The sequence below is a fragment of the Microbacterium sp. R1 genome, from assembly GCF_015159725.1.
GTDB lineage: Bacteria > Actinomycetota > Actinomycetes > Actinomycetales > Microbacteriaceae > Microbacterium > Microbacterium oxydans.
In genome coordinates this window covers 1,068,520-1,090,349 of the sequence record NZ_JADDUD010000001.1, presented here as the reverse complement: position 1 = coordinate 1,090,349, position 21,830 = coordinate 1,068,520, and the positions used below count along the sequence as shown (strand labels likewise).

Annotated in this window: 25 protein-coding genes; 10 read left to right on the top strand and 15 right to left on the bottom strand. The window is 69.0% G+C overall.

Going from position 1 to position 21,830, the window contains the following annotated elements:
* Positions 1-32: 32 nt before the first annotated feature.
* The 8 genes from ILP86_RS05580 to ILP86_RS05545 all read right to left on the bottom strand — a co-directional run bounded on the left by ILP86_RS05580 (position 33) and on the right by ILP86_RS05545 (position 8,983).
* Positions 33-641, bottom strand: a complete 609-nt coding sequence (locus ILP86_RS05580; RefSeq protein WP_061018278.1) for an alkylhydroperoxidase domain protein — start codon at positions 639-641, stop codon at positions 33-35.
* On the bottom strand, positions 638-1,279 hold the full coding sequence (locus ILP86_RS05575; RefSeq protein ID WP_193761558.1) for a CMD domain protein: 642 nt from the start codon (positions 1,277-1,279) through the stop codon (positions 638-640). Before ILP86_RS05575 ends, ILP86_RS05580 begins: the two co-directional genes overlap by 4 nt.
* The gene (locus ILP86_RS05570) at positions 1,276-2,331 is read right to left on the bottom strand and encodes a putative FMN-dependent luciferase-like monooxygenase (RefSeq protein WP_193761557.1); all 1,056 of its coding nucleotides are present in this window, start codon (positions 2,329-2,331) and stop codon (positions 1,276-1,278) included. Before ILP86_RS05570 ends, ILP86_RS05575 begins: the two co-directional genes overlap by 4 nt.
* Complete coding sequence (locus ILP86_RS05565) at positions 2,328-3,944, bottom strand: ABC transporter ATP-binding protein (RefSeq protein ID WP_193761556.1); 1,617 nt, start codon at positions 3,942-3,944, stop codon at positions 2,328-2,330. Before ILP86_RS05565 ends, ILP86_RS05570 begins: the two co-directional genes overlap by 4 nt.
* Positions 3,941-4,837, bottom strand: a complete 897-nt coding sequence (locus tag ILP86_RS05560; protein WP_046749746.1) for an ABC transporter permease — start codon at positions 4,835-4,837, stop codon at positions 3,941-3,943. Before ILP86_RS05560 ends, ILP86_RS05565 begins: the two co-directional genes overlap by 4 nt.
* Positions 4,834-5,814 carry an ABC transporter permease gene (locus ILP86_RS05555; protein ID WP_193761555.1) on the bottom strand — a complete coding sequence of 327 codons (981 nt, stop codon included), beginning with the start codon at positions 5,812-5,814 and terminating at the stop codon, positions 4,834-4,836. Before ILP86_RS05555 ends, ILP86_RS05560 begins: the two co-directional genes overlap by 4 nt.
* A gap of 16 nt (positions 5,815-5,830) precedes the next feature.
* Positions 5,831-7,465, bottom strand: coding sequence for a TIGR04028 family ABC transporter substrate-binding protein (locus ILP86_RS05550; protein ID WP_058632379.1), 1,635 nt, complete (start codon positions 7,463-7,465; stop codon positions 5,831-5,833).
* Between the two features lie 126 nt (positions 7,466-7,591).
* Positions 7,592-8,983: an NtaA/DmoA family FMN-dependent monooxygenase gene (locus tag ILP86_RS05545; protein WP_193761554.1), complete on the bottom strand. Its 1,392-nt coding sequence runs from the start codon at positions 8,981-8,983 to the stop codon at positions 7,592-7,594.
* Positions 8,984-9,089: 106 nt separating this feature from the next.
* On the opposite strand from ILP86_RS05545, the gene ILP86_RS05540 reads away from it, so the two are divergent.
* Both ILP86_RS05540 and ILP86_RS05535 read left to right on the top strand, forming a co-directional pair.
* Entirely contained in the window at positions 9,090-10,076 is a 987-nt protein-coding gene (locus ILP86_RS05540; protein ID WP_193761553.1) for a Gfo/Idh/MocA family protein, read from the top strand.
* A gap of 2 nt (positions 10,077-10,078) precedes the next feature.
* A complete protein-coding gene (locus ILP86_RS05535; protein WP_141369022.1) occupies positions 10,079-11,071 on the top strand; it encodes an NYN domain-containing protein in 993 nt (330 codons plus the stop codon).
* A 65-nt stretch (positions 11,072-11,136) separates the two neighbouring features.
* Here the strand turns inward: ILP86_RS05535 and ILP86_RS05530 are convergent, their stop codons facing one another.
* Positions 11,137-12,261: a Gfo/Idh/MocA family protein gene (locus ILP86_RS05530; protein WP_141369020.1), complete on the bottom strand. Its 1,125-nt coding sequence runs from the start codon at positions 12,259-12,261 to the stop codon at positions 11,137-11,139.
* On the bottom strand, positions 12,261-13,067 hold the full coding sequence (locus tag ILP86_RS05525; RefSeq protein ID WP_061018261.1) for a sugar phosphate isomerase/epimerase: 807 nt from the start codon (positions 13,065-13,067) through the stop codon (positions 12,261-12,263). Before ILP86_RS05525 ends, ILP86_RS05530 begins: the two co-directional genes overlap by 1 nt.
* Positions 13,068-13,175: 108 nt before the next feature.
* Between ILP86_RS05525 and ILP86_RS05520 the strand changes: the two genes are divergently transcribed.
* From ILP86_RS05520 to ILP86_RS05510, 3 genes are read left to right on the top strand one after another with little or no spacing between them, the layout of a single operon-like run.
* A complete protein-coding gene (locus ILP86_RS05520; RefSeq protein WP_113680856.1) occupies positions 13,176-13,793 on the top strand; it encodes a TetR/AcrR family transcriptional regulator in 618 nt (205 codons plus the stop codon).
* Positions 13,794-13,846: 53 nt separating this feature from the next.
* Positions 13,847-14,479 carry a DUF4166 domain-containing protein gene (locus ILP86_RS05515; RefSeq protein WP_193761552.1) on the top strand — a complete coding sequence of 211 codons (633 nt, stop codon included), beginning with the start codon at positions 13,847-13,849 and terminating at the stop codon, positions 14,477-14,479.
* Positions 14,476-15,462 (top strand): epimerase, encoded by a 987-nt coding sequence (locus ILP86_RS05510; RefSeq protein WP_141369014.1) that lies wholly within the window; start codon positions 14,476-14,478, stop codon positions 15,460-15,462. The genes ILP86_RS05515 and ILP86_RS05510 overlap by 4 nt, the downstream gene beginning before the upstream one ends.
* Here ILP86_RS05510 and ILP86_RS05505 read toward each other — a convergent pair.
* From ILP86_RS05505 to ILP86_RS05495, 3 genes are read right to left on the bottom strand one after another with little or no spacing between them, the layout of a single operon-like run.
* Complete coding sequence (locus ILP86_RS05505; RefSeq protein ID WP_058631229.1) at positions 15,459-15,839, bottom strand: PLDc N-terminal domain-containing protein; 381 nt, start codon at positions 15,837-15,839, stop codon at positions 15,459-15,461. The two genes, ILP86_RS05510 and ILP86_RS05505, sit on opposite strands and share 4 nt — an antisense overlap.
* A 39-nt stretch (positions 15,840-15,878) precedes the next feature.
* Complete coding sequence (locus ILP86_RS05500; RefSeq protein WP_193761551.1) at positions 15,879-16,808, bottom strand: aldo/keto reductase family oxidoreductase; 930 nt, start codon at positions 16,806-16,808, stop codon at positions 15,879-15,881.
* Between the two features lie 50 nt (positions 16,809-16,858).
* Positions 16,859-17,089, bottom strand: a complete 231-nt coding sequence (locus tag ILP86_RS05495) for a helix-turn-helix domain-containing protein (RefSeq protein WP_227750916.1) — start codon at positions 17,087-17,089, stop codon at positions 16,859-16,861.
* 94 nt (positions 17,090-17,183) lie between these two features.
* Here ILP86_RS05495 and ILP86_RS05490 point away from each other — a divergent pair, with 94 nt between their 5' ends.
* From ILP86_RS05490 to ILP86_RS05475, 4 genes are all read left to right on the top strand, one after another.
* The gene (locus ILP86_RS05490; RefSeq protein ID WP_231589757.1) at positions 17,184-17,558 is read left to right on the top strand and encodes a helix-turn-helix domain-containing protein; all 375 of its coding nucleotides are present in this window, start codon (positions 17,184-17,186) and stop codon (positions 17,556-17,558) included.
* Positions 17,559-17,602: 44 nt separating this feature from the next.
* Positions 17,603-17,995, top strand: coding sequence for an ImmA/IrrE family metallo-endopeptidase (locus ILP86_RS05485; protein ID WP_193761549.1), 393 nt, complete (start codon positions 17,603-17,605; stop codon positions 17,993-17,995).
* A gap of 8 nt (positions 17,996-18,003) precedes the next feature.
* Complete coding sequence (locus tag ILP86_RS05480) at positions 18,004-18,606, top strand: GNAT family N-acetyltransferase (RefSeq protein WP_058631232.1); 603 nt, start codon at positions 18,004-18,006, stop codon at positions 18,604-18,606.
* A gap of 169 nt (positions 18,607-18,775) precedes the next feature.
* Positions 18,776-20,350: an amino acid permease gene (locus tag ILP86_RS05475; protein ID WP_193761548.1), complete on the top strand. Its 1,575-nt coding sequence runs from the start codon at positions 18,776-18,778 to the stop codon at positions 20,348-20,350.
* A 19-nt stretch (positions 20,351-20,369) separates the two neighbouring features.
* Here the strand turns inward: ILP86_RS05475 and ILP86_RS05470 are convergent, their stop codons facing one another.
* Complete coding sequence (locus ILP86_RS05470) at positions 20,370-20,573, bottom strand: hypothetical protein (RefSeq protein ID WP_028503256.1); 204 nt, start codon at positions 20,571-20,573, stop codon at positions 20,370-20,372.
* Positions 20,574-20,663: 90 nt separating this feature from the next.
* Between ILP86_RS05470 and ILP86_RS05465 the strand changes: the two genes are divergently transcribed.
* The gene (locus ILP86_RS05465) at positions 20,664-21,275 is read left to right on the top strand and encodes a flavodoxin family protein (RefSeq protein WP_141369008.1); all 612 of its coding nucleotides are present in this window, start codon (positions 20,664-20,666) and stop codon (positions 21,273-21,275) included.
* A 6-nt stretch (positions 21,276-21,281) separates the two neighbouring features.
* On the opposite strand, the gene ILP86_RS05460 is transcribed toward ILP86_RS05465, so the two are convergent.
* The gene (locus tag ILP86_RS05460; RefSeq protein WP_193761547.1) at positions 21,282-21,782 is read right to left on the bottom strand and encodes a GNAT family N-acetyltransferase; all 501 of its coding nucleotides are present in this window, start codon (positions 21,780-21,782) and stop codon (positions 21,282-21,284) included.
* Between the last annotated feature and the right edge of the window lie 48 nt (positions 21,783-21,830).

The following is a 21,830-nucleotide window of genomic DNA, read 5'->3' as shown; positions in this document are numbered from 1 at the left end:
AGAGCGGCTGCTTCTGTAGCCGAGAGCGAGGGTCAGGCGGGAGCGACCGGCCGACCGATCGACAGCATCAGGCGGTTCGCCCAGTTGAAGAACGCCGCGCCGTGGATGACATCAGCGACCTCCAGGTCGTCGAGTCCTGCCGCCCGCAGCCGGGCGATCTCGTGCTCCCCGAATGTGCTCGGAGTGTCGGTGAGCGCGACCGACGCGGCCACGATCGCGTTCCAGCGCTCGCCGAGGTCGGCGTCGACCCCCTCGTCCAGCAGCAGGTCGACGTCCTCGACCCGCTTGCTGTGATGCGCGGCGAAGCGGGAATGCACCGAGGCGCAGAACACGCACCCGTTGCGCCGTGATGCTGCGGTCGCCGCCAGCTCGCGGTCGGCGCGCGGCAGACCCTCGGCGACGTTGTAGAAGATGTCCTTGTCGACGAGTGTCCGCGCCTTGAGCACCTCGGGGTCACGGGCCAGCAACCGGAAGTAGTCGTTCTTCGCCCGCGCGGCATCGACGAGTCCGTCGTAGTGCCGTGGCGTCAGCTCCTCCTCCGCGAGGGGCTCGAGATGCGGGACCCAGCCCACCTCTCCGCGGGTGAAGGCGTGCGGGTGCGGGGCGTCGTCGTGCCGGAGCACGGTCTGTGCGGCGGTCATGCGGCCTCCTCCTCGGAGATCTCGGTCTGGGCGGTGAGTCCTGCAGCGGCGAGCGCACGGAGTCCGGTGACGACCCGCTGCTGGAAGGCGAGGAACGACACCAGCTGGGACAGCGTGACGATCCCCTCGGTCGACCACCCGGCATCGAGCAGTCGCCCGAGATCGGCGCCCGACGCTTCACGGGGCCGGAACACGAGCAGGTGCGTGTGCGCGAGGGCTGCGGCGAGGCGCTCGCCGATGACGGCGGTCACGGCACCATCGGGCTCATACCGTTCGCCCTCCGTGTTCTCGGACTGCAGGCCGAGTTCGGTGTAGGCGCCGAACGGACCGCTCGTCGACGCCCCGGCTGCCTCGGCGAGCACTGCTCCCGCCCGCTCCGGATCGGCCTCGCGTGCGCGGGCGGCATAGAACGCCGCTGTCGCATCGTCGACGCCGGCGAGTCCGGTGGCGAAGGCTGCGACGAGCTCGCGCTCCGCCTGCGACACATGCGCCACCGTGACCGGTCGGAAGAGGGCGTCGAAGCTCGCCTGCAGCTGCTCTCTGGTGACCGGACGGCGGCGGCGCAGTTCGTCCAGCTCCGGCGTCACCCCCACGATCCGGTCCACGGTGTCGTCGGTGAGGACGGTGTCGTCGGTCATGCGTTCTCCTTGATCGTCTCGGTGTTTGCTGTCTCCGCGATGGCGTAGCCGAGGGCCGGGGCGACCTCGTCGGCGAACAGTGCGATCGAGCGCAGCACGTGCTCGTGCGGCGCATCGACCGAGTGCACCTGGAAGGCCACCTCTGTCGCGCGGGTGAGGGTGGCGTCGGCGGCGAGCGACTCGGCAACCTGCTCTGGCGTGCCCAGATGCGTGTCGAGCGCGGCTATCAACTCGTCGATGTCGTCACCGGGGATGGTCTGGCCCTGCCGACGGAAGCCCTCCGCCGCCCGACGCAGCCCGACCTCGGCGAACCGCAGAGCCTCGGCGCGGTCATCCGCGACGAACACGGTGCGCGAGGCGGTGATCCGCGGAGTCACCCCGACCGGCAGTGCCTCGAGGTACGCGTCGATGATCGGGTCCTGCAGCTCGGACAAGGGGGCGTGCAGGCGGTCGGGCCTGCGCGGCTGAGTGCGGGAGAGCAGGAGCCCGTGCCCGTGGATGCCGGCGCGGTGACCGCCGGGAGCGGAGAAGGTGGCCTGCCACACACGGTCGGCGAGGTCTCCCGCATCCGGGTAGAGCGTGTTGCCCGCGCCGACGTCGCGACCGGCGAGGCCGTCGAGGAGCGTGCGCAGCTTGCGGTCGTAGGTCACCGCCTTGTCTCGCACATCCTCCCGGAACGGCACGAACGACGACGGGGTGCCGCCGCTGCCGAGGCCCAGATCCACTCGCCCCCCGGAGAGCAGATCTGCGACCACGGCATCCTCGGCCACCCGCACCGGGTCCTCCAACGGCAGGGTGATCACGCCGGTCCCCAGTCGGATGTCACTCGTGACGGCGGCCGCGTGCGCGAGGAACACCAGCGGCGACGGCAGACCACCCTCGGCCGCGTGGAAATGATGCTGTGCGACCCAGGCTCTCCCGATCCCGTGGCGCTCCGCCTGCTGGATCTGCGAGGTGGCGAGCGCATACCTCTCGGCAGGAGACGCGTCGTCGAGCAGACGCGTGAAGAACGCGACGGTGGGCCCGGTCGAAGGGGCGGATCCGGTGGTCATACGACGATCTCCGTTCGTCCGGGGACCGCTGCCAGCAACTCCCTGGTGTACTCGTGCTGCGGGTCGCGGAAGAGGTCTTCCGTCTGCCCCTCCTCCACGATCCGGCCGCGGCGCATCACCGAGACCGTGTGACTGATCCTGCGCACGACGGCGAGGTCGTGCGAGATGAACAGGTAGGTGAGCCCGAGCTCCGCCTGCAGCGAGGTGAGCAGTTCCAGGATGCGCGCCTGCACGGTCACGTCCAGCGCCGACACCGCCTCGTCGAGCACCACGACCTCGGGATCGATCGCGAGAGCCCTCGCGATCGCGACACGCTGCCGCTGTCCGCCCGAGAGTTCGCGCGGGGTGCGCCGCGCGACGTCGGACGGGAGCGCGACCCGGTCGAGGAGAGCGAGCGCGCGTTCGCTGCGCTCGGCGCGAGATCCGACCTGGAAGTTCTGCAGCGGCTCCGCGACGATGTCGACGATCTGCTGGCGGGGATCCAGCGAGGCGAACGGGTTCTGGTAGACGAGCTGCACACGGCGGCGCAGCGCTCGCAGCTGCTCGCGCTTCGCGTGGGTCACGTCTTCTCCGGCGACCTCGATGGTCCCGGCGTCCGGCTGATGGAAGCGCGTGACCAGTCTCGCCGTCGTGGTCTTCCCCGACCCCGATTCGCCGACGAGCGCGTGGGTGGTACCACGGCGAACCCGGAACGAGACGTCGTCGACAGCGCGGAACCGCTCCCGGGCGGCGACGCGGAACTCCTTCACAAGCCCTTCGGCGACGATCGCGTACGGGTTCTCCGCGGCGACGGCTGCGGCATCCCGCAGGAACGGCGGGGCGTCCGGACGCCGGAAGCCGGTCGTGAACGCGGGAGCATCGGCGAGCAGCTGACGCGTGTACGGGTCCGTCGGTGCGGCGAGCACCTCCTCGCTCCGCCCCTGCTCCACGATCCGGCCGTCCTTGAGCACGAGGAGTCGCTCCGCCCGATCGGCGGCAACGCCCAGGTCGTGGGTCACGAGCAGGATGCTGGTGCCCTCCTCGCGCTGCAGCTCGTCGAGCAGATCGAGCACCTTGCGCTGCACCGTGGCGTCGAGGGCACTGGTGGGCTCGTCGGCGATCAGCAGGCGGGGTCGCAGGGCGATCGCGGTCGCGATCAGCACACGCTGCCGCATGCCTCCGGAGAGCTCGTGCGGATACTGACGCGCCCGCAGATCCGGGTCGTCGATACCGACACGGTCGAGCAGCTCGATGGCCCGTGCACGACGCGAGCGCCGATCCCGATGCCCATGCAGGCGCAGGATCTCCTCGACCTGCTTCCCGACCGGACGCACCGGGTCGAGGGAGGTCGTCGGATCCTGCGGGACCAGGCCGATCTCCGCACCGCGGATGCCGCGCAGCGCACGATCGGACCACCCGGAGATGTCGAGGTCGCCCAGGACGACCGTCCCGCCGTCGACCCTGCCCCCCGCGGGGAGGAGCCCGAGGAGCGCGTGGGCGGTCGTGGACTTGCCCGACCCCGACTCCCCGACGAGGGCGAGGGTCTCCCCCTCGCCGATCTCGAAGGAGACGCCGTGCACGACTTCACGACCCCCGTAGGAGATGCGCAGATCCGATGCGGTCAGAACGCTCATCGCGTGCCCCTTCCGATGCGGTGGCTGATGCGGTTGGCGCTGAGCACGACCGCGACGACGATGAGACCCGGCAATGCCGTGAGCCACCAGGCGGTGCCCACGTAGTTGCGGCCCTCGGCGATCAGCAGTCCCCATTCCGGGGTGGGTGGCGGAGCGCCGTAGCCGAGGAACCCGAGCGTCGAGATGGCGAGGATCGCCGTCCCGAACTGCAGGGCGGCGAGCGCGACGATGGGGGTGAGGGAGTTGGGAAGCACGTGTCGACGCAGCACGGCCAAGAAGGTGGCACCGCTGCCGAAGGCGGCCTCGACGTACTCGGTGCGCCGCACCCGGGCGACCTCGGCGCGCATCAGCCGCGCGAACGCCGCGACGCTGCCGAGTCCCACGGCGAGGGCGGCGTTGACCGTGCCGAATCCGAGCAGGATGATCACCGAGAGGGACAGGAGCAGCCCGGGAATCGCGAGCAGCACGTCGACGATGCGCATCAGCACGTCGTCCACCACCCCGCCCACGGCTCCGGCTATCGCGCCGAGAACCGTGCCGAGGGCGAGACCCACCGTGACGGCGATCAGCGCGCCCGAGAGCGAGTGCACGGCACCGTGGACGACACGGCCGAACAGATCACGGCCGAGGGTGTCGGTGCCGAACCAATGCGCGGCACTCGGCGGCAGCAGCTTGTCGGCCGGCACACCGGTGAGCGGGTCGCCGGGCGCGAACACGCCGGGGATGACCGCCCACAACACAGCGACGGCGACCACGGCGAACGCGAGATACAGCCCCCAGGCGCGGCCGCGCAGACGGCCAGGGCGGCGAGGGGTCCGCGGAAGCTCGGGGACGGTCGGGGTCGGCTCGGAGTCCGGTTCGACACTCGTCGCAGCGATCACGGGAGCGGTCATGCGGGCACCTCCTGAGGCGCGGAGCGGGCGGCGACGGACGCGGTGGAGCGCGCGACCGCGCGCTGACGCGGGTCGATGAGCGGCGTGACGAGGTCGACGGCGAAGCTGATGACGACGAAGCCGAGCGCCGAGAGCAGCACCACACCCTGCAGCACCGGGATGTCCTGGTTCGCGACGGCCTGCTCGGTGAGACGGCCGATGCCCGTGCGGCCGAACACCGTCTCGGTGACGACGGCTCCCCCGACGAGTTCCCCGAACAGCACACCGGCGATCGTCAGGGTCGGCACGGCGGCGTTGCGGGCGACGGAGCGCGTGAGCACCCACAGCGGCGGGGCCCCCTTCGCCCGGACCACCGTGACGAACGGCTGCGCCTGCACCTGATCGATCGCGCGGACCAGCACCTGCGCCAGCGGAGCCGAGATCGGCACGGCGAGGGTCAGCACGGGCAGGATGAGTCCGCTCACCGGGTCGGCCCCGACGATCGGCACCCAGCCGAGCCCGAACGAGAACACCTGGATGAGCAGGATGCCGAGCCAGAAGACCGGCACCGCGACGAAGAGACCGGGCACCTGACGAAGTCCGTCGCGAAGCCAGGCGAACGGGGCGAGCGAGGAGAGTCCGGCGATCAGCACGGCCAGGAGCAGAGCGACGAGGAGCCCGAGGGACGCGAGCAGCAGCGTCGCGGGGAGCGCCTCCGCGAGCATCGTCAGCACGGGCGTGCCGAACTGCGTGGAGTAGCCGAAGTCCCCGGCGAGGAACCCGAGCCCCGCGTGCACGTACTGCTCCCACCACGGCAGATCCGTGCCGTAGGTGGCTCGGATGCTGTCGAGCTGATCCGGGGACAGCCCGAGGCTGGGATCGGAGAACTTGATCAGGATCGCATCGCCCGGCAGCAGCTGCAGCAGGAAGAAGGTGGCCGTGAAGGCCGCGATCAGAACGATCGCGGCCTGCCCGGCTCGTCGGAGGACGAAACTCATCGACGCACCATCCCGATCAGTGCTCGGCGAGCCAGACGCCGGAGAACGTCGGGCGTCCGACCGACTCGAAGGCGACGCCGTGCACGTAGGTCGCGGTGCCGTACACCTGCGGCTCCTCGAAGAGCGGGATCACGTAGGCCTGCTCGGCGATGTAGTCCTGCACGGCCTGCGATGCGGCGACGCGCTTGTCGGCGTCCGGCTCTGAGGCCACGGCGAGCAGCAGTTCGTCGAGCTTCGCGTCCTTCGAGATCAGCACATCGCGGTTCTTCGTGAAGTACTGGCTCTTGATCACGTCCAGATCCGCGCGTCCGACCATCGAGTGGTAGAAGCCGGTCTTGAGCGGGTCGCGCGTGTCCTCGGCGTAGCTTCCGGCATCACCGGGCTTGACCGAGAGCTCGACACCCACCTTCGCCAGCTGCTGCGCCACGAGCTCCAGGGTCTGCTTCGACAGCGGCTGCGGCTTCGCCTCGTACACCGTGATCGAGAGGCGCTCGCCATCCTTCTCGCGGATGCCGTCGGCGCCGGGCTCCCAGCCGGCCTCGTCGAGCAGCTTCTCGGCCTTCTTCGGGTCGTAGGCGTAGTGCTTCGACTCGTCCTTGTAGCCGAGCGCCTGGGAGGAGAGCACCGACGTCGCCACCGGGTAGTTCTCGGTGAACAGCGTGTCGACGACCTCCTGCGCGTTCACCGCGGCGATGATCGCCTGCCGCACGCGGATGTCGGTGAGCAGCGGATTCTCGGGACGCAGGGCGATCGAGTTGTTGACGCCGCGGGTCTGCGGCGCGTAGAGGGTGAAGCCGGCTGCCTCGACGCGGTCCTCGTCGAACGCCTGCACGTAGCGCACGTAGTCGGCCTGGCCCGCGAGCAGCGAGCCGATCCGCACCGAGTCTTCGGGGGTGATCAGCACGTGCACGGCGTCGAGGTACGGGCGACCGTCGTTGTCGACGCTGTCGGGTCCCCAGTCGTAGTCGTCGCGCGCGGTGAGCGTGTACTCGGTGCCGAGCTTCTCCCCCGTGACCGTGAACGGACCGGACCCGATGATCTCGGCGGCGTTGCCCGCGCCGAAGTCCTCGATCGTGCCGTCGAGCGTCTCCGGCGACAGCAGGCCCGAGTTGATGGTCGAGGTCGCCTGCAGGAACCCGGGGGACGGTGCGGAGAAGTGGAACGTCACGGTGTCGTCGTCGACCACCTCGCTGCTGGCGTAGTTGTTGATCGCCTCGGAGACGGTCAGGCCCCGTTCCGCATCGCCCAGGCCGTAGGTGTCGAAGTTCTTCTTCACTGCCGCGGCGTCGAGCACCGTGCCGTCCGAGAACGTCACGTCGGGGTTCAGGTTGAACGTGTACTCGGTCGCGTCGTCGTTCACGGTCCAGTCGGAGGCGATCCACGGCTCGATCTCGAGCGTGTCCGGGTTCTGCCAGGTCAGGCGGGCCGCGATGTTGTTCACGATGCCGCCGTTGGGGTAGAAGCCGGCCTGCGGCGGATACAGGTTCGTGTACGCCTGGTGCTCGAGGTACGTGAGCGTTCCACCCTTTACGGGGTCGCCGCCTTCGGCGGGAGAGTTCGCCGGGGCGGGCGTCGACGCGCAGGCGGCGAGGCTTCCCGCCAGGATGAGCGGCACCGCGATGGCGGCGGCGCGGAGGAGGCGACGGTTCATGGGTGGGTCTCCAGGTTTCGGGTGTGATGCTTCGGGTGAGGTGCTGTGTGTCGAGATGCCGTGTGTTGAGGTGACTTCACGGTAGGAATCAGGGGCGGGAACGCGCGACCCGTGCGACGCCGGTCGTCATGCGTCGACATACGACGTAATGCGCAGGCGGTCGCGGAGTGTGGTCCCGTCGCCCTGCTCCTCGCTTCGCAGCAGCCCGCGACGGCGCAACTCCGGCGCCGCGTTACGCGTGAACGCCTCGAACTGCGCCGGTTGGAAAGCCGACAGCACGTTGAACCCGTCCGCCCCGCCTTCCTCCCGCCAGGTCTCGAAATGATCGGCGATGGTTCCCGCGTCACCGACGACGAAGGCGGCCGGCACCGCGTGCGCGGCGACCAGGTGCCGCCAGGTGAGGGGATCGGCGGTCCCGCCCCCGGAGACGTTCAGCCCGGCGATGAGGGCGAGACGTTCGATCAGCGCCGCACCGCGCGCGCCCAGCCGGAGTGCTTCCGCGGCAGTCACCGGCGCATCGAAGGTGGCGGAGCGCAGCGGGTCGTCGACCGGAACCTCGAACGCGTCGGCGAGCGCGGCGATGCTGCGGTTCAGCGGGAACGCCGTCCGCGCCGCCTGGTGCCCCTCGGCGAGCGGCACCAGGGCGAGCAGCCGCTCCACGATGCGACGAGCATCGGCATCCGTGTCCGCGACGACCGGGAGCACCGGCGCGATCACCTTCAGCGCATCGGGCGAGCGTCCGGACTCGGCGGCGATGTCCCGCAGCAGCCGTCGTGTGGCGATGGCGTCCGCCAGCGTCGGTGCGGCGGTCAGGGCGAGATCGGCCGCGGTCGCCGCGAGCACCCTCGACCGCGGCGATGTGCCGGCATGCACGATCGGGATCCGGCCCTGCGGAGGTCGAGCGACGTTGAGCGGCCCGGCGACCCGCACCTGAGCGCCCCGCAGCTCGGCGGCGCGCAGCCCCTCCGGATCGATCAGCACCCCACGATCGGCGTCGGCGATCCAGGCGTCCTCGCCCCACGAATCCCACAGCCGGCGCAGGGCTTCGACGAACTCCTCTGCCCGGTCGTAGCGGGTCTCGTTGTCGGCGTGCGCGTCGCGACCGTGGTTCCCGGCCGCGCGCGGCTCGGCGCCGGTGACGAGGTTGATACCGGCACGGCCGCGGGTGAGCACGTCGAGCGAGGCGAGCGACCGCGCGGTCGTGTACGGGTCGGCGTAGGTCGTGTTCACCGTGGCGATCAGGCCGATCCGCGAGGTCACTCCCGCGAGGAAGAGCACAGCGCTCACGGGGTCGATGCGCGCCAGCAGATACGGATCGCGGAACTCCAGGTCGGGCCCCGTGGCGAGCCAGTCGCCGAAGAACAGATAGTCGAGCCCCGCCTCCTCCCCCTCTCGCGCGATGTGCCGCAGGATGTCGGCGTCTCTCGCAGGGTCGCGGTGCGCCCCTGGCTGCCGCCAGCCCGAGGGATACGCGCCGAGGGTGCGCACCATGGCGCCGATGATGAGGGGTTCGGTCATGCCCGTCACGGTAGGAGCCGCTCCCCACCCGCTGCCATGGCGTCGATGCCGGGCGTCACGGGATGTAACAGTCCGTCACACCCGGAGCACCCCCTACGCTGAGACCATGACAGGTCTTCGGTGGGGAATCCTCGCGACCGGCGGAATCGCCGGCGCATTCGCGTCCGATCTGCGAACCGCGGGGCTCGACCTCGTGGCCGTCGGATCCCGGTCACAGGAGTCGGCCGACGCGTTCGCCGCCCGCTTCGACATCCCCCGCGCGCATTCTTCGTATGAAGACCTCGTCGCGGACCCCGATGTCGACATCATCTACGTGTCGACACCGCACCCGATGCATCACGAGAACGCCCGCCTTGCCCTCGAGCACGGCAAGCATGTGCTCGCCGAGAAGGCGTTCACCCTGAACCGCGCCGAGGCGGAAGACCTGCAGGCGCTCGCCGCCGAGCGCGGTCTGCTGGTGATGGAGGCGATGTGGACGCGGTATCTGCCGCACATGGTCCGCATCCGCGAGCTCATCGCCGCCGGCGCCCTCGGTGAGATCCGGGCCGTGAGCGCCGATCACACCCAGCTGCTGCCCTCCGACCCCGCGCATCGGCTCAACGCCCTCGAACTCGGTGGCGGCGCCCTGCTGGACCTCGGGATCTACCCGATCTCCTTCATATGGGACATCCTCGGCGCACCGACCAGCATCCGCGCCGTCGGCCGCCTCATCGAGACGGGAGCCGACTCCGAGGTCGCCACGGTCATGACCCACGACGGCGGTGCGGTCTCGACCAGCCTCTCGTCGTCGCGGGCTGCAGGCCCCAACGTCGCGAGCATCATCGGCACGGCCGCCCGCATCGACATCGACACCGTCTGGTACAGCCCGACCACGTTCCGCCTCGTCCTGCCGGACGGCACGGTGCAGGAGAGCTACACCTCCGAGGTCGAGGGCCGTGGCATGCAGTTCCAGGCGCTCGCCGCCGAGCGTCTGGTGAGCGAAGGCACCCTCGCGGGCGACATCCTGCCCATCGCCGAGAGCGTCGCGATCATGGGCACCCTTGACGAGATCAGGGCGCAGATCGGCGTCCGCTACCCCCGCGAGGAGGTGTGAGCATGGCCGAGACCACCGATGCCCGCGTCGCCGTCTACCTCGACTTCGACAACATCGTCATCTCCTGGTACGACCGGGTGCACGGTCGCAACGCCTACGGCAAGGACCGTCAGCGGATCAGCGAGAACCCGAACGACCCCGAGGTCACCGAGCGATTGAGCCGGGCGATGATCGAGGTCGGCGCCATCATCGACTACGCGGCCTCGTTCGGCACGCTGGTGCTCACCCGCGCATACGCGGACTGGTCCTCCCCCGTCAACGCCGTGTACCGCTCGCAGCTCGTTGCCCGCGCTGTCGACCTCGTGCAGCTGTTCCCCGCCGCGGCGTATGCCAAGAACGGCGCCGACATCCGGCTCGCCGTGGATGCGGTCGAGGATATGTTCCGCCTCCCCGATCTCACCCATGTCGTGATCGTCGCGGGTGACAGCGACTACGTGCCCCTGGCTCAGCGCTGCAAGCGCCTCGGCCGCTACGTGATCGGTGTCGGGGTGTCTGGCTCCACAGCCAAGTCGCTGGCCGCCGCGTGCGACGAGTTCGAGTCGTACGACTCGCTGCCCGGTGTCGTGCGCCCCTCCAAGCCGGTCGCCGCCGCCGCGGCCACTCCCGCGGTCGAGGCGCCGACGCCGGTGGCGGAGGCGGAGGCTGTCGCCGAGACGGTGACGGAGACCGCCTCGAAGCCGAAGGCCGCCTCGAAGCGATCGCGCTCCAAGGCCGCCCCGAAGGCGGAGGAAGTGCGGGTCGAGGACAAGGTCGACGATCAGGAGGTGGCGACGCAGCTGCTGGAGCGCGCGCTCCGTCTGGGGCACGACAAGGCCGACGCCGACGAGTGGCTGCACAGCTCCGCGGTCAAGACGCATATGCGTCGCATGGACCCGTCGTTCAGCGAGAAGGCACTCGGCTACCGGTCGTTCTCCGACTTCCTGAAGTCCCGCGACGACATCGCGGAACTCGAGGAGACCGGGCACGAGCGTCTCGTCCGCCTGCTCGAGCCCTGAGAGTGGTCCGCGACGTGGCGGCCAGGACGCGGTGATCCGCTCCTGGCCGCCACGTACGGCCGGTGTCAGAGCGTGGCTTCGAACGGGTCGAAGTCCGCGGCGATCGACCCCACCTGATCGAGGGTGCTCTCGACCTCGACGAAGCTCCGCGCCTCGGCGGCCTCCTCGATCGAGAGCAGGGTGTCGAGCACGTGGTAGCCGAACTCGCCGGTGGCGACGTGTGGACGCCCCGCGGCGATCGCCCGCGCCATGTCGAGCAGCCCGACGCCGCGGCCGGACAGCACGCCCTCCTGCTCGACGTCGATGATCTCCTGCTGCACGGGCTCCGGCGGGATGAACAGACGTGTGAGCGGACGGGTGATCGAGATCGCGCCGCCGAACGTGTTCGGGTCCGGGATCACGATCGTGCCCTCGGTGCCGGTGATCTCGACGATGCCCTGGCGGACGACGGGTGAGTCGGTGCTGTACAGGCTCTGCGCCTGCCCGCCCTCCTCGAACGCCATCAGCACGCTGAGCGTCGAGGGGATCTCGACCGGGAACTCCTGGCCTGCGAGTTCACCGACCTGCACCCGGCGCGTGGGAGAGCCCTGCAGTCCGAGTGCTGCGACCGAGGCGACAGGCCCGAACACGTGCACGAGGGCCGACACGTAGTACGGCCCCATGTCGAGCAGCGGTCCGCCGCCTTTGGCGTAGAGGAACGCGGGATTCGGGTGGAAGATCTCCGGTCCCGACCACTGGAACGTGGTCTGCGCGAACAGCGGACGCCCGATGTCTCCGCGCGCGATCGCTCGTTTCGCCGTCTGCACGCCAGGACCGAGGACGGTGTCGGGGGCGACGCCGACGCGCAGGCCCGCCGCGTCCGCCTTCTGCAGCAGGCCGCGGGACTCCTCACGGCTCACACCGATCGGCTTCTCGGTCCAGACGTGCTTCCCCGCCGCGATGATCGCCTCGGAGACCTCCACGTGCACGGCCGGGATCGTGAGATTCACGACGATGTCGATCTCCGGATCCTGGAGCACCGTGTCGACACCGCCGGCACGAGGCACGCCGTACTTCTCGGCCTGCGCTTTGGCGCGCTCCTCGAGCAGGTCGCCGATCGCGACGACGCGCACATCGGGGAACGTCGTGAGGTTGGACAGGTACTGGTCGCTGATGTTCCCGGCACCGATGATGCCGACGCCCACCGCCATCAGGCCGCCACCTTCTCGTCGAGGTAGACCCGGCTGCGCTCGACGGCGTCGAACAGGTCGCCCTCGTAGTGGTCGAACTCGACGATCGCGAGCTCCAGCGCCGGTGCTGCGGTGATGGCCTCGATCAGCGGGACGTTACCCTCACCGGCGGCCACCTGATCGGCGGGCGGATACGCTCCCGCGAGTGCGGGGTCGAGTGTGCCGTCCTTCGCGTGCACGGCGATCACCCGACTGCCCAGACGCTCCAGCAGCGCGACGGGATCGACGCCGCCACGGGCCACCCAGTACAGGTCGACCTCGAGCACGACGCGGTCGTCGAGCAGCCCGGCGAGGACCTCCAGGCCGGTGACGCCGTCGAACACGGCCTCCAGCTCGTGGGCGTGGTTGTGGTATCCGACCCGCACACCGACGGCCGCACCGATCTCCGCGGCCTCGTTGAGCAGTCGCGCCGTCTCCTCGATCTGCTCGATCGACTCCCAACGAGCCGGTTCGGTGTAGGGGTCGATGACCGTATCCATGCCGAGCACCTTCGCCGCGGCGAAGACCTCAGCCGGGGAGGGGACGGGCACCGTGGTGCCGCTGCCGTCGGGGTTGACGAACGACGGCGACGCCAGGAAGGCGTGTCCGGAGGGGGCGACCAGACCGGCGGCGGTGAGCGCGGCTGCGAGGGGCTCGGCGCGGCGCACGAAGTCGTACGGCTCGACGGCCGTGAAACCGCGGGCTGCCACCGCCTGCAGGGAGGATTCGAGGTCGGCCTCCAGCTCGTCCTTGATGGTGAACAGCTGCAGGGAAGTCCGAATCGTCATCGGTCGTGCTCCTTCGGTCATCGGTGACGTGGCGGGACCGGTGTCCCGTTCAGGCACGCTATCACCAAATACCTCCACGCGGAAGTTTTAAATCGCTAGACTGCCCTCATGCCCCTCGACACCCCCGAACCCCCGGAGCCCCCACGGCAGCGCGGGGCCTACGCGAAGGGGATCGCCCGTCGGCAGGAGATCCTCGACCGCGCCATCGAGGTGTTCGCCGAACGTGGCGCCGACCGCACGAGCCTGCGGGCCATCGCGCGCGAGGTCGGGGTCACGCACGCGGCTCTCACCCACTACTTCGGCTCCCTGGAGGAGCTCCTCGTCGCGGTCTACGAGGAGAGCACCGTACCGTCGCGCCAACCGAGCTCTCCCCCGCCCGACGCGACGCCGGTGGAGATGATGATCGAGTCCGCGCGGCTCAACCGTGCGATACCCGGTCTCGTGCAGCTGTACTCGACGCTCGTCGCCACGGCGCTCGAGGAGGGCCATCCGGCGGCGCGCACGTTCGCCACCGGTCGCTTCACGCGCCTCCGCGCCCGACTCGCCGACGTCGTCCGACGCCAGCAGGAGGAGGGGAGGATCCGCGACGACCTCGACGCCGATGCGGTCGCAGCCCTGGTGGTGGCGGCGTCCGACGGCCTGCAGACGCAGTGGCTGCTCGACGAGACCGCTCCTCAGCACGAGGCGCTCGCCCTGCTCGATCGACTGCTGCGACCAGGAGCCTGACGACGGGTGGACCGCAGTGCGGGGCGACGCGAAGCCGAGGCTAGGCTCGAACCGTGACGCCCGTGCCGCAGTCCCCGTACGTCAGAGCACTCGGCGAGCGCATGGCCGACCTTCACCCCCGACTGCGCCTGTACTTCGCACCGATCCCGGACGGAGCGACCGGCATCGGCGAGGGGGTGTTCGAGCGAGTGGGCACTCCGCGTCGATGGCTGTGGCCCTTCCTCCGGGTCCTCGAACGACGCGGCGTGGTCGCCGCGGGGTGGGAGCGAGAGGTGCCGTTCCGGGTCGAGAACCGCACCATCGCGTCCAGAGCGCTCAGTGAGCGGACCTTCTTCTTCGGCCGTGGCACGTGGACCATGCGAGACGCCGTCGCACTCACCCGCCATGGCCGCGTCGTCGACGAGCTCGGCGAACCGGGCCTCCTCGCCGCCTGCTTCGACGTCGAGGTACGTCAGGGCGCACTGCATCTGAGGAGCCGAGCCGTCGGACTTCGCTTCGGTCGCCTCCGGGTGCGGATCCCCCGGCCCGTGGCACCTGTCATCCGCCTCACCGAGCGCTTCGACGACGACCTCGATCGGCAGCGCATGGCCCTGACCGTCGATGCGCCGTTCCTCGGCCGCCTGTACGAGTATCGGGGAGAGTTCGCCTATCGCATCCAGCATCACGAGAAGGAGCAGACCGCATGAGCACAGGACGGGTCGTCATCGGCGGTTCCACCGGGTTCATGGGGCGCTTCCTCGTGCCCCGGTTCCGCGCGGAGGGGCGCGAGGTCGTCACGATCTCGCGTTCAGGCGCCGACATCCGCTGGGGCGATCAGGTGGAGATCGATCGCGCCGTCGACGGTGCCGCCCTCGTGATCGGATTGGCCGGCAAGAGCGTCAACTGCCGTTACACCCCAGAGAACCGGGCGGAGATCTTCCGCTCCCGCCTCGACACCACCGCGTCGCTGAGCACCGCGATCACCCGGTCCTCCGCACCTCCCGCGCTCTGGATCAACTCCTCGACGGCGACGATCTATCGCCACGCGGAGGATCGTCCGATGACCGAATCGACGGGCGAGGTCGGCAGTGGGTTCTCGGTCGAGGTCGCGAAGGCGTGGGAGAAGGCGCTGTTCGCCGACGAGCTCCCCGCCACCCGCCGCGTCGCCCTGCGCAGCACGATCGTGCTCGGCCACGGCGGCGTGCTCGGCCCGGTGAGAGACCTGGCGCGGTTCGGGCTCGGCGGGTCCCAGTACGACGGACGATGGCCGGTCAGCGCGGCTCGGCGCGCTGCGGGCACAGGACATCTCCCCGGCGCGCGTCGTGGCCGCCAGCGCTTCAGCTGGGTGCACATCGAGGATGTCGCGCGCATCATCGACTTCCTCGAGCGGAATCCGGCGCTCGAGGGCCCCGTCAACGCTGCCTCTCCGCATCCGGTGGACAACGTCGAGTTCATGGCGACGGTGCGGCGGGCCCTCGGAGCGCGGATCGGGGTTCCGATGCCCCGATGGATGCTGGAGCTCGGAGCCATCGGCATGCGCACCGAGACCGAGCTGATCCTGAAGAGCCGGTGGGTGCTGCCGGAGATGCTCACAGAGGCCGGTTTCGAATTCCGATATCCGTTCCTGGAGGACGCGATCCGCGAGTCCTTCGACCTCCCGCCGGCAGATCAGGGACTGCCGGCCGCCTAAGAGGTGCCGGCTGGCGCGTCGCCGTCGGCCCCGCGCTTCTTCTCGATCTCCTGGCGCAACCGCCACTCCTCGATCTCACGGTCGAGATCGGCGATCTGCTGCTCGGTGGTTCTCGTGTCCCTCGGTGGCGCCGGACGCACGTCGGTCGACGCCGCGGGCCGCTCAGCTCGTCGCATCCGCGGCATCTGTATGCCGGACTCCCCGTACTCGCGGCCGAGACCGAACCAGAGCAGGCCACCGATCAGCGGCAGCAGGATCACGATGATGATCCACGCCAGTTTCGGCAGGAACTTCACCAGCGAGCTGTCCCGCGTGATGATGTCGATCAGCGCGCCGATCATCAGGGCGATGACGAGGAGCGAGAACAGGAACGACATGAGTTCAGGGTAGACGACGCCGCGACGGACCGCAGGGGTCTACGGAAGCAGGTGTCCGCCGGCACGGAACAGTTCGTACCACTCGGGTCGGGTGAGCGCGACATCGGCACCGGCTGCCGCATCACGCACCCGCTCGGGCGTCGTGGTTCCGAGGACCACCTGCATGCCGGCGGGGTGACGGGTGATCCAGGCGGTCGCGATGGCGATCGGGGTGACGTCGTGCACCGCCGCGAGGCGATCGATCACCGCGTTCAGCTCCGCGTAGGCGGGGTTGCCGAGGAACACCCCGTGCGAGAAGCCGTCCTGAAACGGCGACCATGCCTGGATCGTGATCCCGTTGATACGGCAGTACTCCACGATGCCGCCGCCATCGCGCACCAGGCTCTGGTCATGGCCGGCCATGTTGGCAGCGACCGGCTGCGCGATGATCGGTGCGTGCGTGATCGACAGCTGGAGCTGATTCGCCACCAGCGGCTGCCGGACTGCGGTGCGGAGCAGATCGATCTGACGCGGGGTGTGGTTCGAGACGCCGAACGCCCTGACCTTTCCCGCGCTCTCCAGGTCATCGAACGCGCGGGCGACCTCCTCGGGCTCGACGAGCGCATCGGGGCGGTGGAGCAGGAGCACATCGAGGCGGTCGGTCCGCAGAGCAGCGAGCGAACCCTCGACCTGGGCCACGATGTGCTCGTAGGAGAAGTCGAACATCCCCTGCGAGGGCACGATGCCGCATTTCGTCTGCAGCACGATCTCGTCGCGCTCGGAAGAGGTCAGCTGCAGCGCCTCGGCGAACCGCGACTCGCAGTGGTGCATGCTGCCGCCGTAGATGTCCGCATGGTCGAAGAAGTCGATGCCCGCAACCCTGGTCGTGTCGTAGAGGTGGCGGATGTGCGCGTCATCCTTGTCGTCGATGCGCATCATGCCGGCGATCACGGCGGGGGCGGTGGACGATCCGAACGACACTGTCTTCATGCCCCCACGCTATCGCCAGGCACGGACACGGCGGTCCGGCACAGCAACCGTCAGGAGTCGTCGCCTGCCGCTCCCGGAAGAAGCGCGGTGACCGGGATGCCGAGCACATCGGCGATACGCACGAGGTCGACGACGGTGAAGTCCTCCCTGCCGTCGAGAAGCTCCCCCAGGGCGTCAGGGCCGATACCCGAACGCTCCGACAGCTCGGAAAAGGACACCCCGGCGTGAAACCGTGCTCCGTCGACTTTCGATGCCAGCAAATGACGTAATTCCGTCCCCATACGCCTACACTAGCGCCACGAACGGACACGCATGGAGGTCGAATGGGCCAGAATGGCGGCATTCTGGCGTCGTCACGCTGCTATGGTGAGCCGGGTGAAGACACCTGCAGAGGAGTTCAACGAGGCCGTCGGTCGCCAGATGCGCGCGGAGATCGCCGCCTCGCGGAGCAGCATCGCCGCGATGGCGCGCAGCATCGGCATCGCCCGAAGTGCACTCGACAACTACGTGACGGGCAAGCGAGCGATCCCGGTACCCGTCGTCTACGCGGTCTGCGCCGACCTCGGCGTCGAGCCCCATGTCCTGCTCGCCCGCGCGGAAGAGCGCCTCAGAGCCGACGGCGAGACCACAGCGCGCATCACGCCGATCCGGCGCACCCCCGATGTCGCCGGCCCCCGCGAAGATAGCCGTGAGGTCGCCTTCGAATCCGGCGTCCGGCACGACGCCGACACCGACGACCTCTACGAGTAGGCCGATACCGGCTTCCGCCCGCGAGACGTCACGAGGAGGAGAGAATGCACCAGCTCCTCCACCTCGCCGACGCGCAGCGGGTGCGCGTGGTCGAGCGGCCCGGCCGCACCCGCGGGGGCTACGACCCCACCACCCGCACGATCCGCCTCGCTCCGGGGATGAGCGCCCGCACGACCCGCAGTGTGCTCGCCCATGAGCTTGGGCACGCCTGCCTCGGCCATTTCCCCGCGACGACATCGGCCACACGAACGCAGCAGGAGCGTCAGGCCGACGAATGGGCGGCGTCCCACCTGATCACGCCGCGGGCGTATGCCGAGGCGGAAGAGGTGCGCGGGCCGCACCTGGCGAGTCTCGCCTTCGAGCTGGACGTCACCATCGAGTTGGTCGAGGCCTACCAGCGCCTGCTGCGTCAGAGGCCCCTCGTCACTGCTGGTTGAATATCGGCATGGCCTTCCTCGTCGCCCCCTCCCCCGTCACCCTCTCCGGCGAGCTCGTGGAACTCCGACCTCTCGATCGATCGCACATCGACGGACTGATCGAGGCAGTGCAGGAGGGGGACCTCTGGAAGACGGCGTGGTACACCTCGGTCCCCGCACCCGACGGCGTGGCTGCGGAGGTCGAGCGACGCATCGGCCTCATCGAGAAGGGCGAGATGATCCCCTTCACGGCCTTCGACACCAACGGTCGCATCCTCGGGCTCACGTCGTACTACGACATCGTGGCCGACGTACCCCGACTGCACATCGGCTTCACCTGGAATCGACCGTCCGCGCACGGCTCGGGCACGAACGCCGAGTCCAAGCTGCTGCTGCTGCGTCACGCATTCGAGTCCCTCGGAGTCTTCCGCGTCGGCCTCACCACGCAGTGGGTCAACTTCCAGTCGCGGGCGGCGATCGAGCGCCTCGGCGCGAAGCAGGACGGGGTCATGCGGGCGATGAGCCGCTACCGTAACGGCGCGCTGCGCGACAGCGTGGAGTACTCGATCATCGAACCGGAGTGGCCGGCTGTCAGGGCGAACCTCGAGGCGAGACTCGCCAGACGACGCTGACGTCGATATCGGGACGCCGGATCCCATACCGGTACTTTGCGCGAGAATCCTCGCCAGATGCGTGTCCTCGAACGCGATCGCCGCCATGATTCATGGAGCCTGTGCAGGAATTCGCACAGGAGGTCGGGCGCAGATCGCGTCCGCGTCGCTTCGCCCGGAGAGGTATCGCATGGCCGACCCCACATCCCGCGTCCCCCTCGATCCCGAAGACGCACGCGAGAACGAGCGTGAGCTCACGGGTGATCGCACCCTCGCGGTCGCAGACTTCTCCAACGAGGAGGCGGGGTATCACAAGACCCTCAAGCCCCGCCAGATCCAGATGATCGCGATCGGCGGCGCGATCGGCACGGGGCTGTTCATGGGTGCGGGCGCACGTCTCGCATCCAGCGGCCCTGCACTCATCCTCGTCTACGCCCTCTGCGGTTTCTTCGCGTTCCTCATCCTCCGCGCGCTCGGCGAACTCGTGCTGCACCGCCCTTCCTCGGGCTCCTTCGTCTCGTACGCACGAGAGTTCTACGGTGAGAAGCTGGCGTTCGCGAGCGGCTGGCTCTACTTCCTGAACTGGGCGATGACCTCGATCGTCGACGTCACGGCCGCCGCGCTCTACGTCAAGTTCTGGGCGCAGTACTGGGAGCCGCTGCAGGCCGTCCCCCAATGGCTCATCGCCCTCGTCGCTCTGGTCGTCGTGCTGTCGCTCAACCTGGTCAGCGTGAAGCTGTTCGGCGAGATGGAGTTCTGGTTCGCGATGATCAAGGTGACCGCTCTGGTCGTCTTCCTCGTGGTCGGGACCTGCTTCATCATCTTCAACGGCACCACGGATCTCGGAGTCACCGGGATCGCCGTCATCGCCGACAACGGCGGTGTGTTCCCGATGGGCTACTTCGCCCCGATACTCGCCATCTCGGGTGTCGTGTTCGCGTACGCGTCGATCGAACTCGTCGGCACCGCCGCCGGTGAGACCTCAGAGCCCGCGAAGGTCATGCCCAAGGCCATCAACACCGTCGTGGTACGGATCGCCGTCTTCTACGTCGGCTCGATCCTGTTGCTCTCGCTACTGCTGCCGTTCGACACGTACAAGGCTGGGGAGTCGCCCTTCGTCACCTTCTTCTCCCACATCGGCTCGCCGCACACCGGAGCGGTCGCCGGGTCGGTCATGAACTTCGTCGTCCTCACCGCAGCGCTCTCCAGCCTCAATGCGGGCCTCTACTCCACTGGTCGCATTCTGCGATCCATGTCCGTCAACGGCTCGGCGCCTCGCTTCACGGCGAGGATGAGCGCGAACGGCGTACCGTTCGGCGGCATCCTCCTCACCGCCTCGATCACGCTGATCGGGGTCGGCATCAATGCCCTCTGGCCCTCGCAGGCCTTCGAGATCGTGCTGGAGGTCTCGGCCATCGGCATCATCGGCGGCTGGGCGACGATCATCCTGTGTCAGCTGAAGATGCACACGCTCGCGAAGAGAGGACTGGTGGAACGCCCATCGTTCCGGATGTTCGGAACCCCCTACACGGGCTACCTGACCCTGGCGTTCCTGCTGTTCGTGCTGGTGTCCATGGGCTTCTCCGAGACCGGACGTTGGGTGCTGGCTTCGCTCGTGCTGCTCGTCCCCGCACTCGTCATCGGATGGTTCGCCGCGCGCGGCAAGATCGCCGACGCCGCTCGGGCTCGGGAAGGCTTCACCGGCGTCCTGCCAGTCGTCGCCGGGCGCCAGGCAGCGGAGGCGTTGCGGCGCAAGAAGCCCTGAGGCGACGACGCCGCGCGGGTTACTCGGTGGCGTTGCCCGACCAGTTGTTCGAGCGACGAGTGGCCGAGCCGCCCTGGCGGAAGATGAAGGCGAGCGCGAGCGTCACCAGCAGAAGACCACCGCAGAAGGCGAGCGCCTGGAACGCCGGCAGCCCGAAGGAGATGCCCATCAGCAGGATGCCTCCGATGAAGAGGATCATGAAGAAGAGGAAGCTGAGGATCACGGGATCTCCTGTCGTCGGTGCCGTCTACCAGGATAGCCCGGACTGGGAAACCCCCTGTGCACGTTCTTCGAGGTCTGGTGTGCTCGGAGCATGAACACTCCCCTCACCGCCGTCGCCATCTCCTGCACGCTCAAGCCGTCTCCCGCGTCGTCCAGCTCCGACCTCCTCGCGACGCAGCTCCTCGACGCCCTGGCAGCGCACGATGTCACCGGCGACCTCGTGCGCGCCGTCGACTTCTCGCTGAGCCCTGGGGTCGAGAAGGACATGGGTGACGGTGATGAGTGGCCGCGGATCCGTCAGCAGGTACTCGACGCCGACATCCTGGTCTTCGTCACGCCGACGTGGATGGGTCAGCATTCGAGCGTCGCGCAGCGCGTGCTGGAACGCCTCGACGCTGAGCTGGGCGAGAGCGACGAAGACGGCCGCCCCATCCTGTTCGACAAGGTGGCCATCGCCGGCGTCGTCGGCAACGAGGACGGCGCCCACCACATCGCGGCGATCCTCTTCCAGTCACTGAACGACGTCGGATACACGGTTCCCGCACAGAGCTCGGTCTACTGGAACGGCGAGGCGATGCAGACCACCGACTACAAGGACCTCGAGGAGACTCCCGAGAAGGTCGCGTCCGCGATCAGCACTGCCACCAGGAACGCCGCTCACCTGGCGCGGTTGCTCAAGGCGCAGAAGTACCCCGCGGAATGACGTCGATCAGGCCGTGAGGTCGAGGGCCCATTCGTTCACGGTCATCTCGGCGCCACGGAACTGGTCCGTGACCGTGCCGTGCAGCGTGAAGCCGTTACGTCGGCAGACTCCGTTTGAGGCGGAGTTCTCGATCGCGGGACAGGCCATCAGGAGCCGCCGCGGCTCGGGGTGCGCACGGGCGTCGTCTATCAGGAGGGCGAGGGCTTTCGATGCGACCCCGCGCCCCTGCGCCTCGGGTCGGACGAACCATCCGGTCTCCCATGCCGGCTCATCCCTCCACACGACCGGCCAGTAGCCGATCGACCCGAGCGACATCCCCTCCTCGTCCTCGACGACGAACATCCGCGCTTCTCCGGAGGCGACCAGGCGCAGGTAACGGGCGTGGCGCTCCATGATCTGGTCGTCGGTCTCCGGCCCGTTGAGGTGCGCGGTCATCTCCGGGGTGTTGGCGGCATGCAGCAGCTCGAGGTCGTTCTCGGACCAGGTCCGGAGTCTGAGGGTTTCCATGCACGGATCTTGCCACGGGCCGCCGACATCAACAGGGCGAAGATCAGT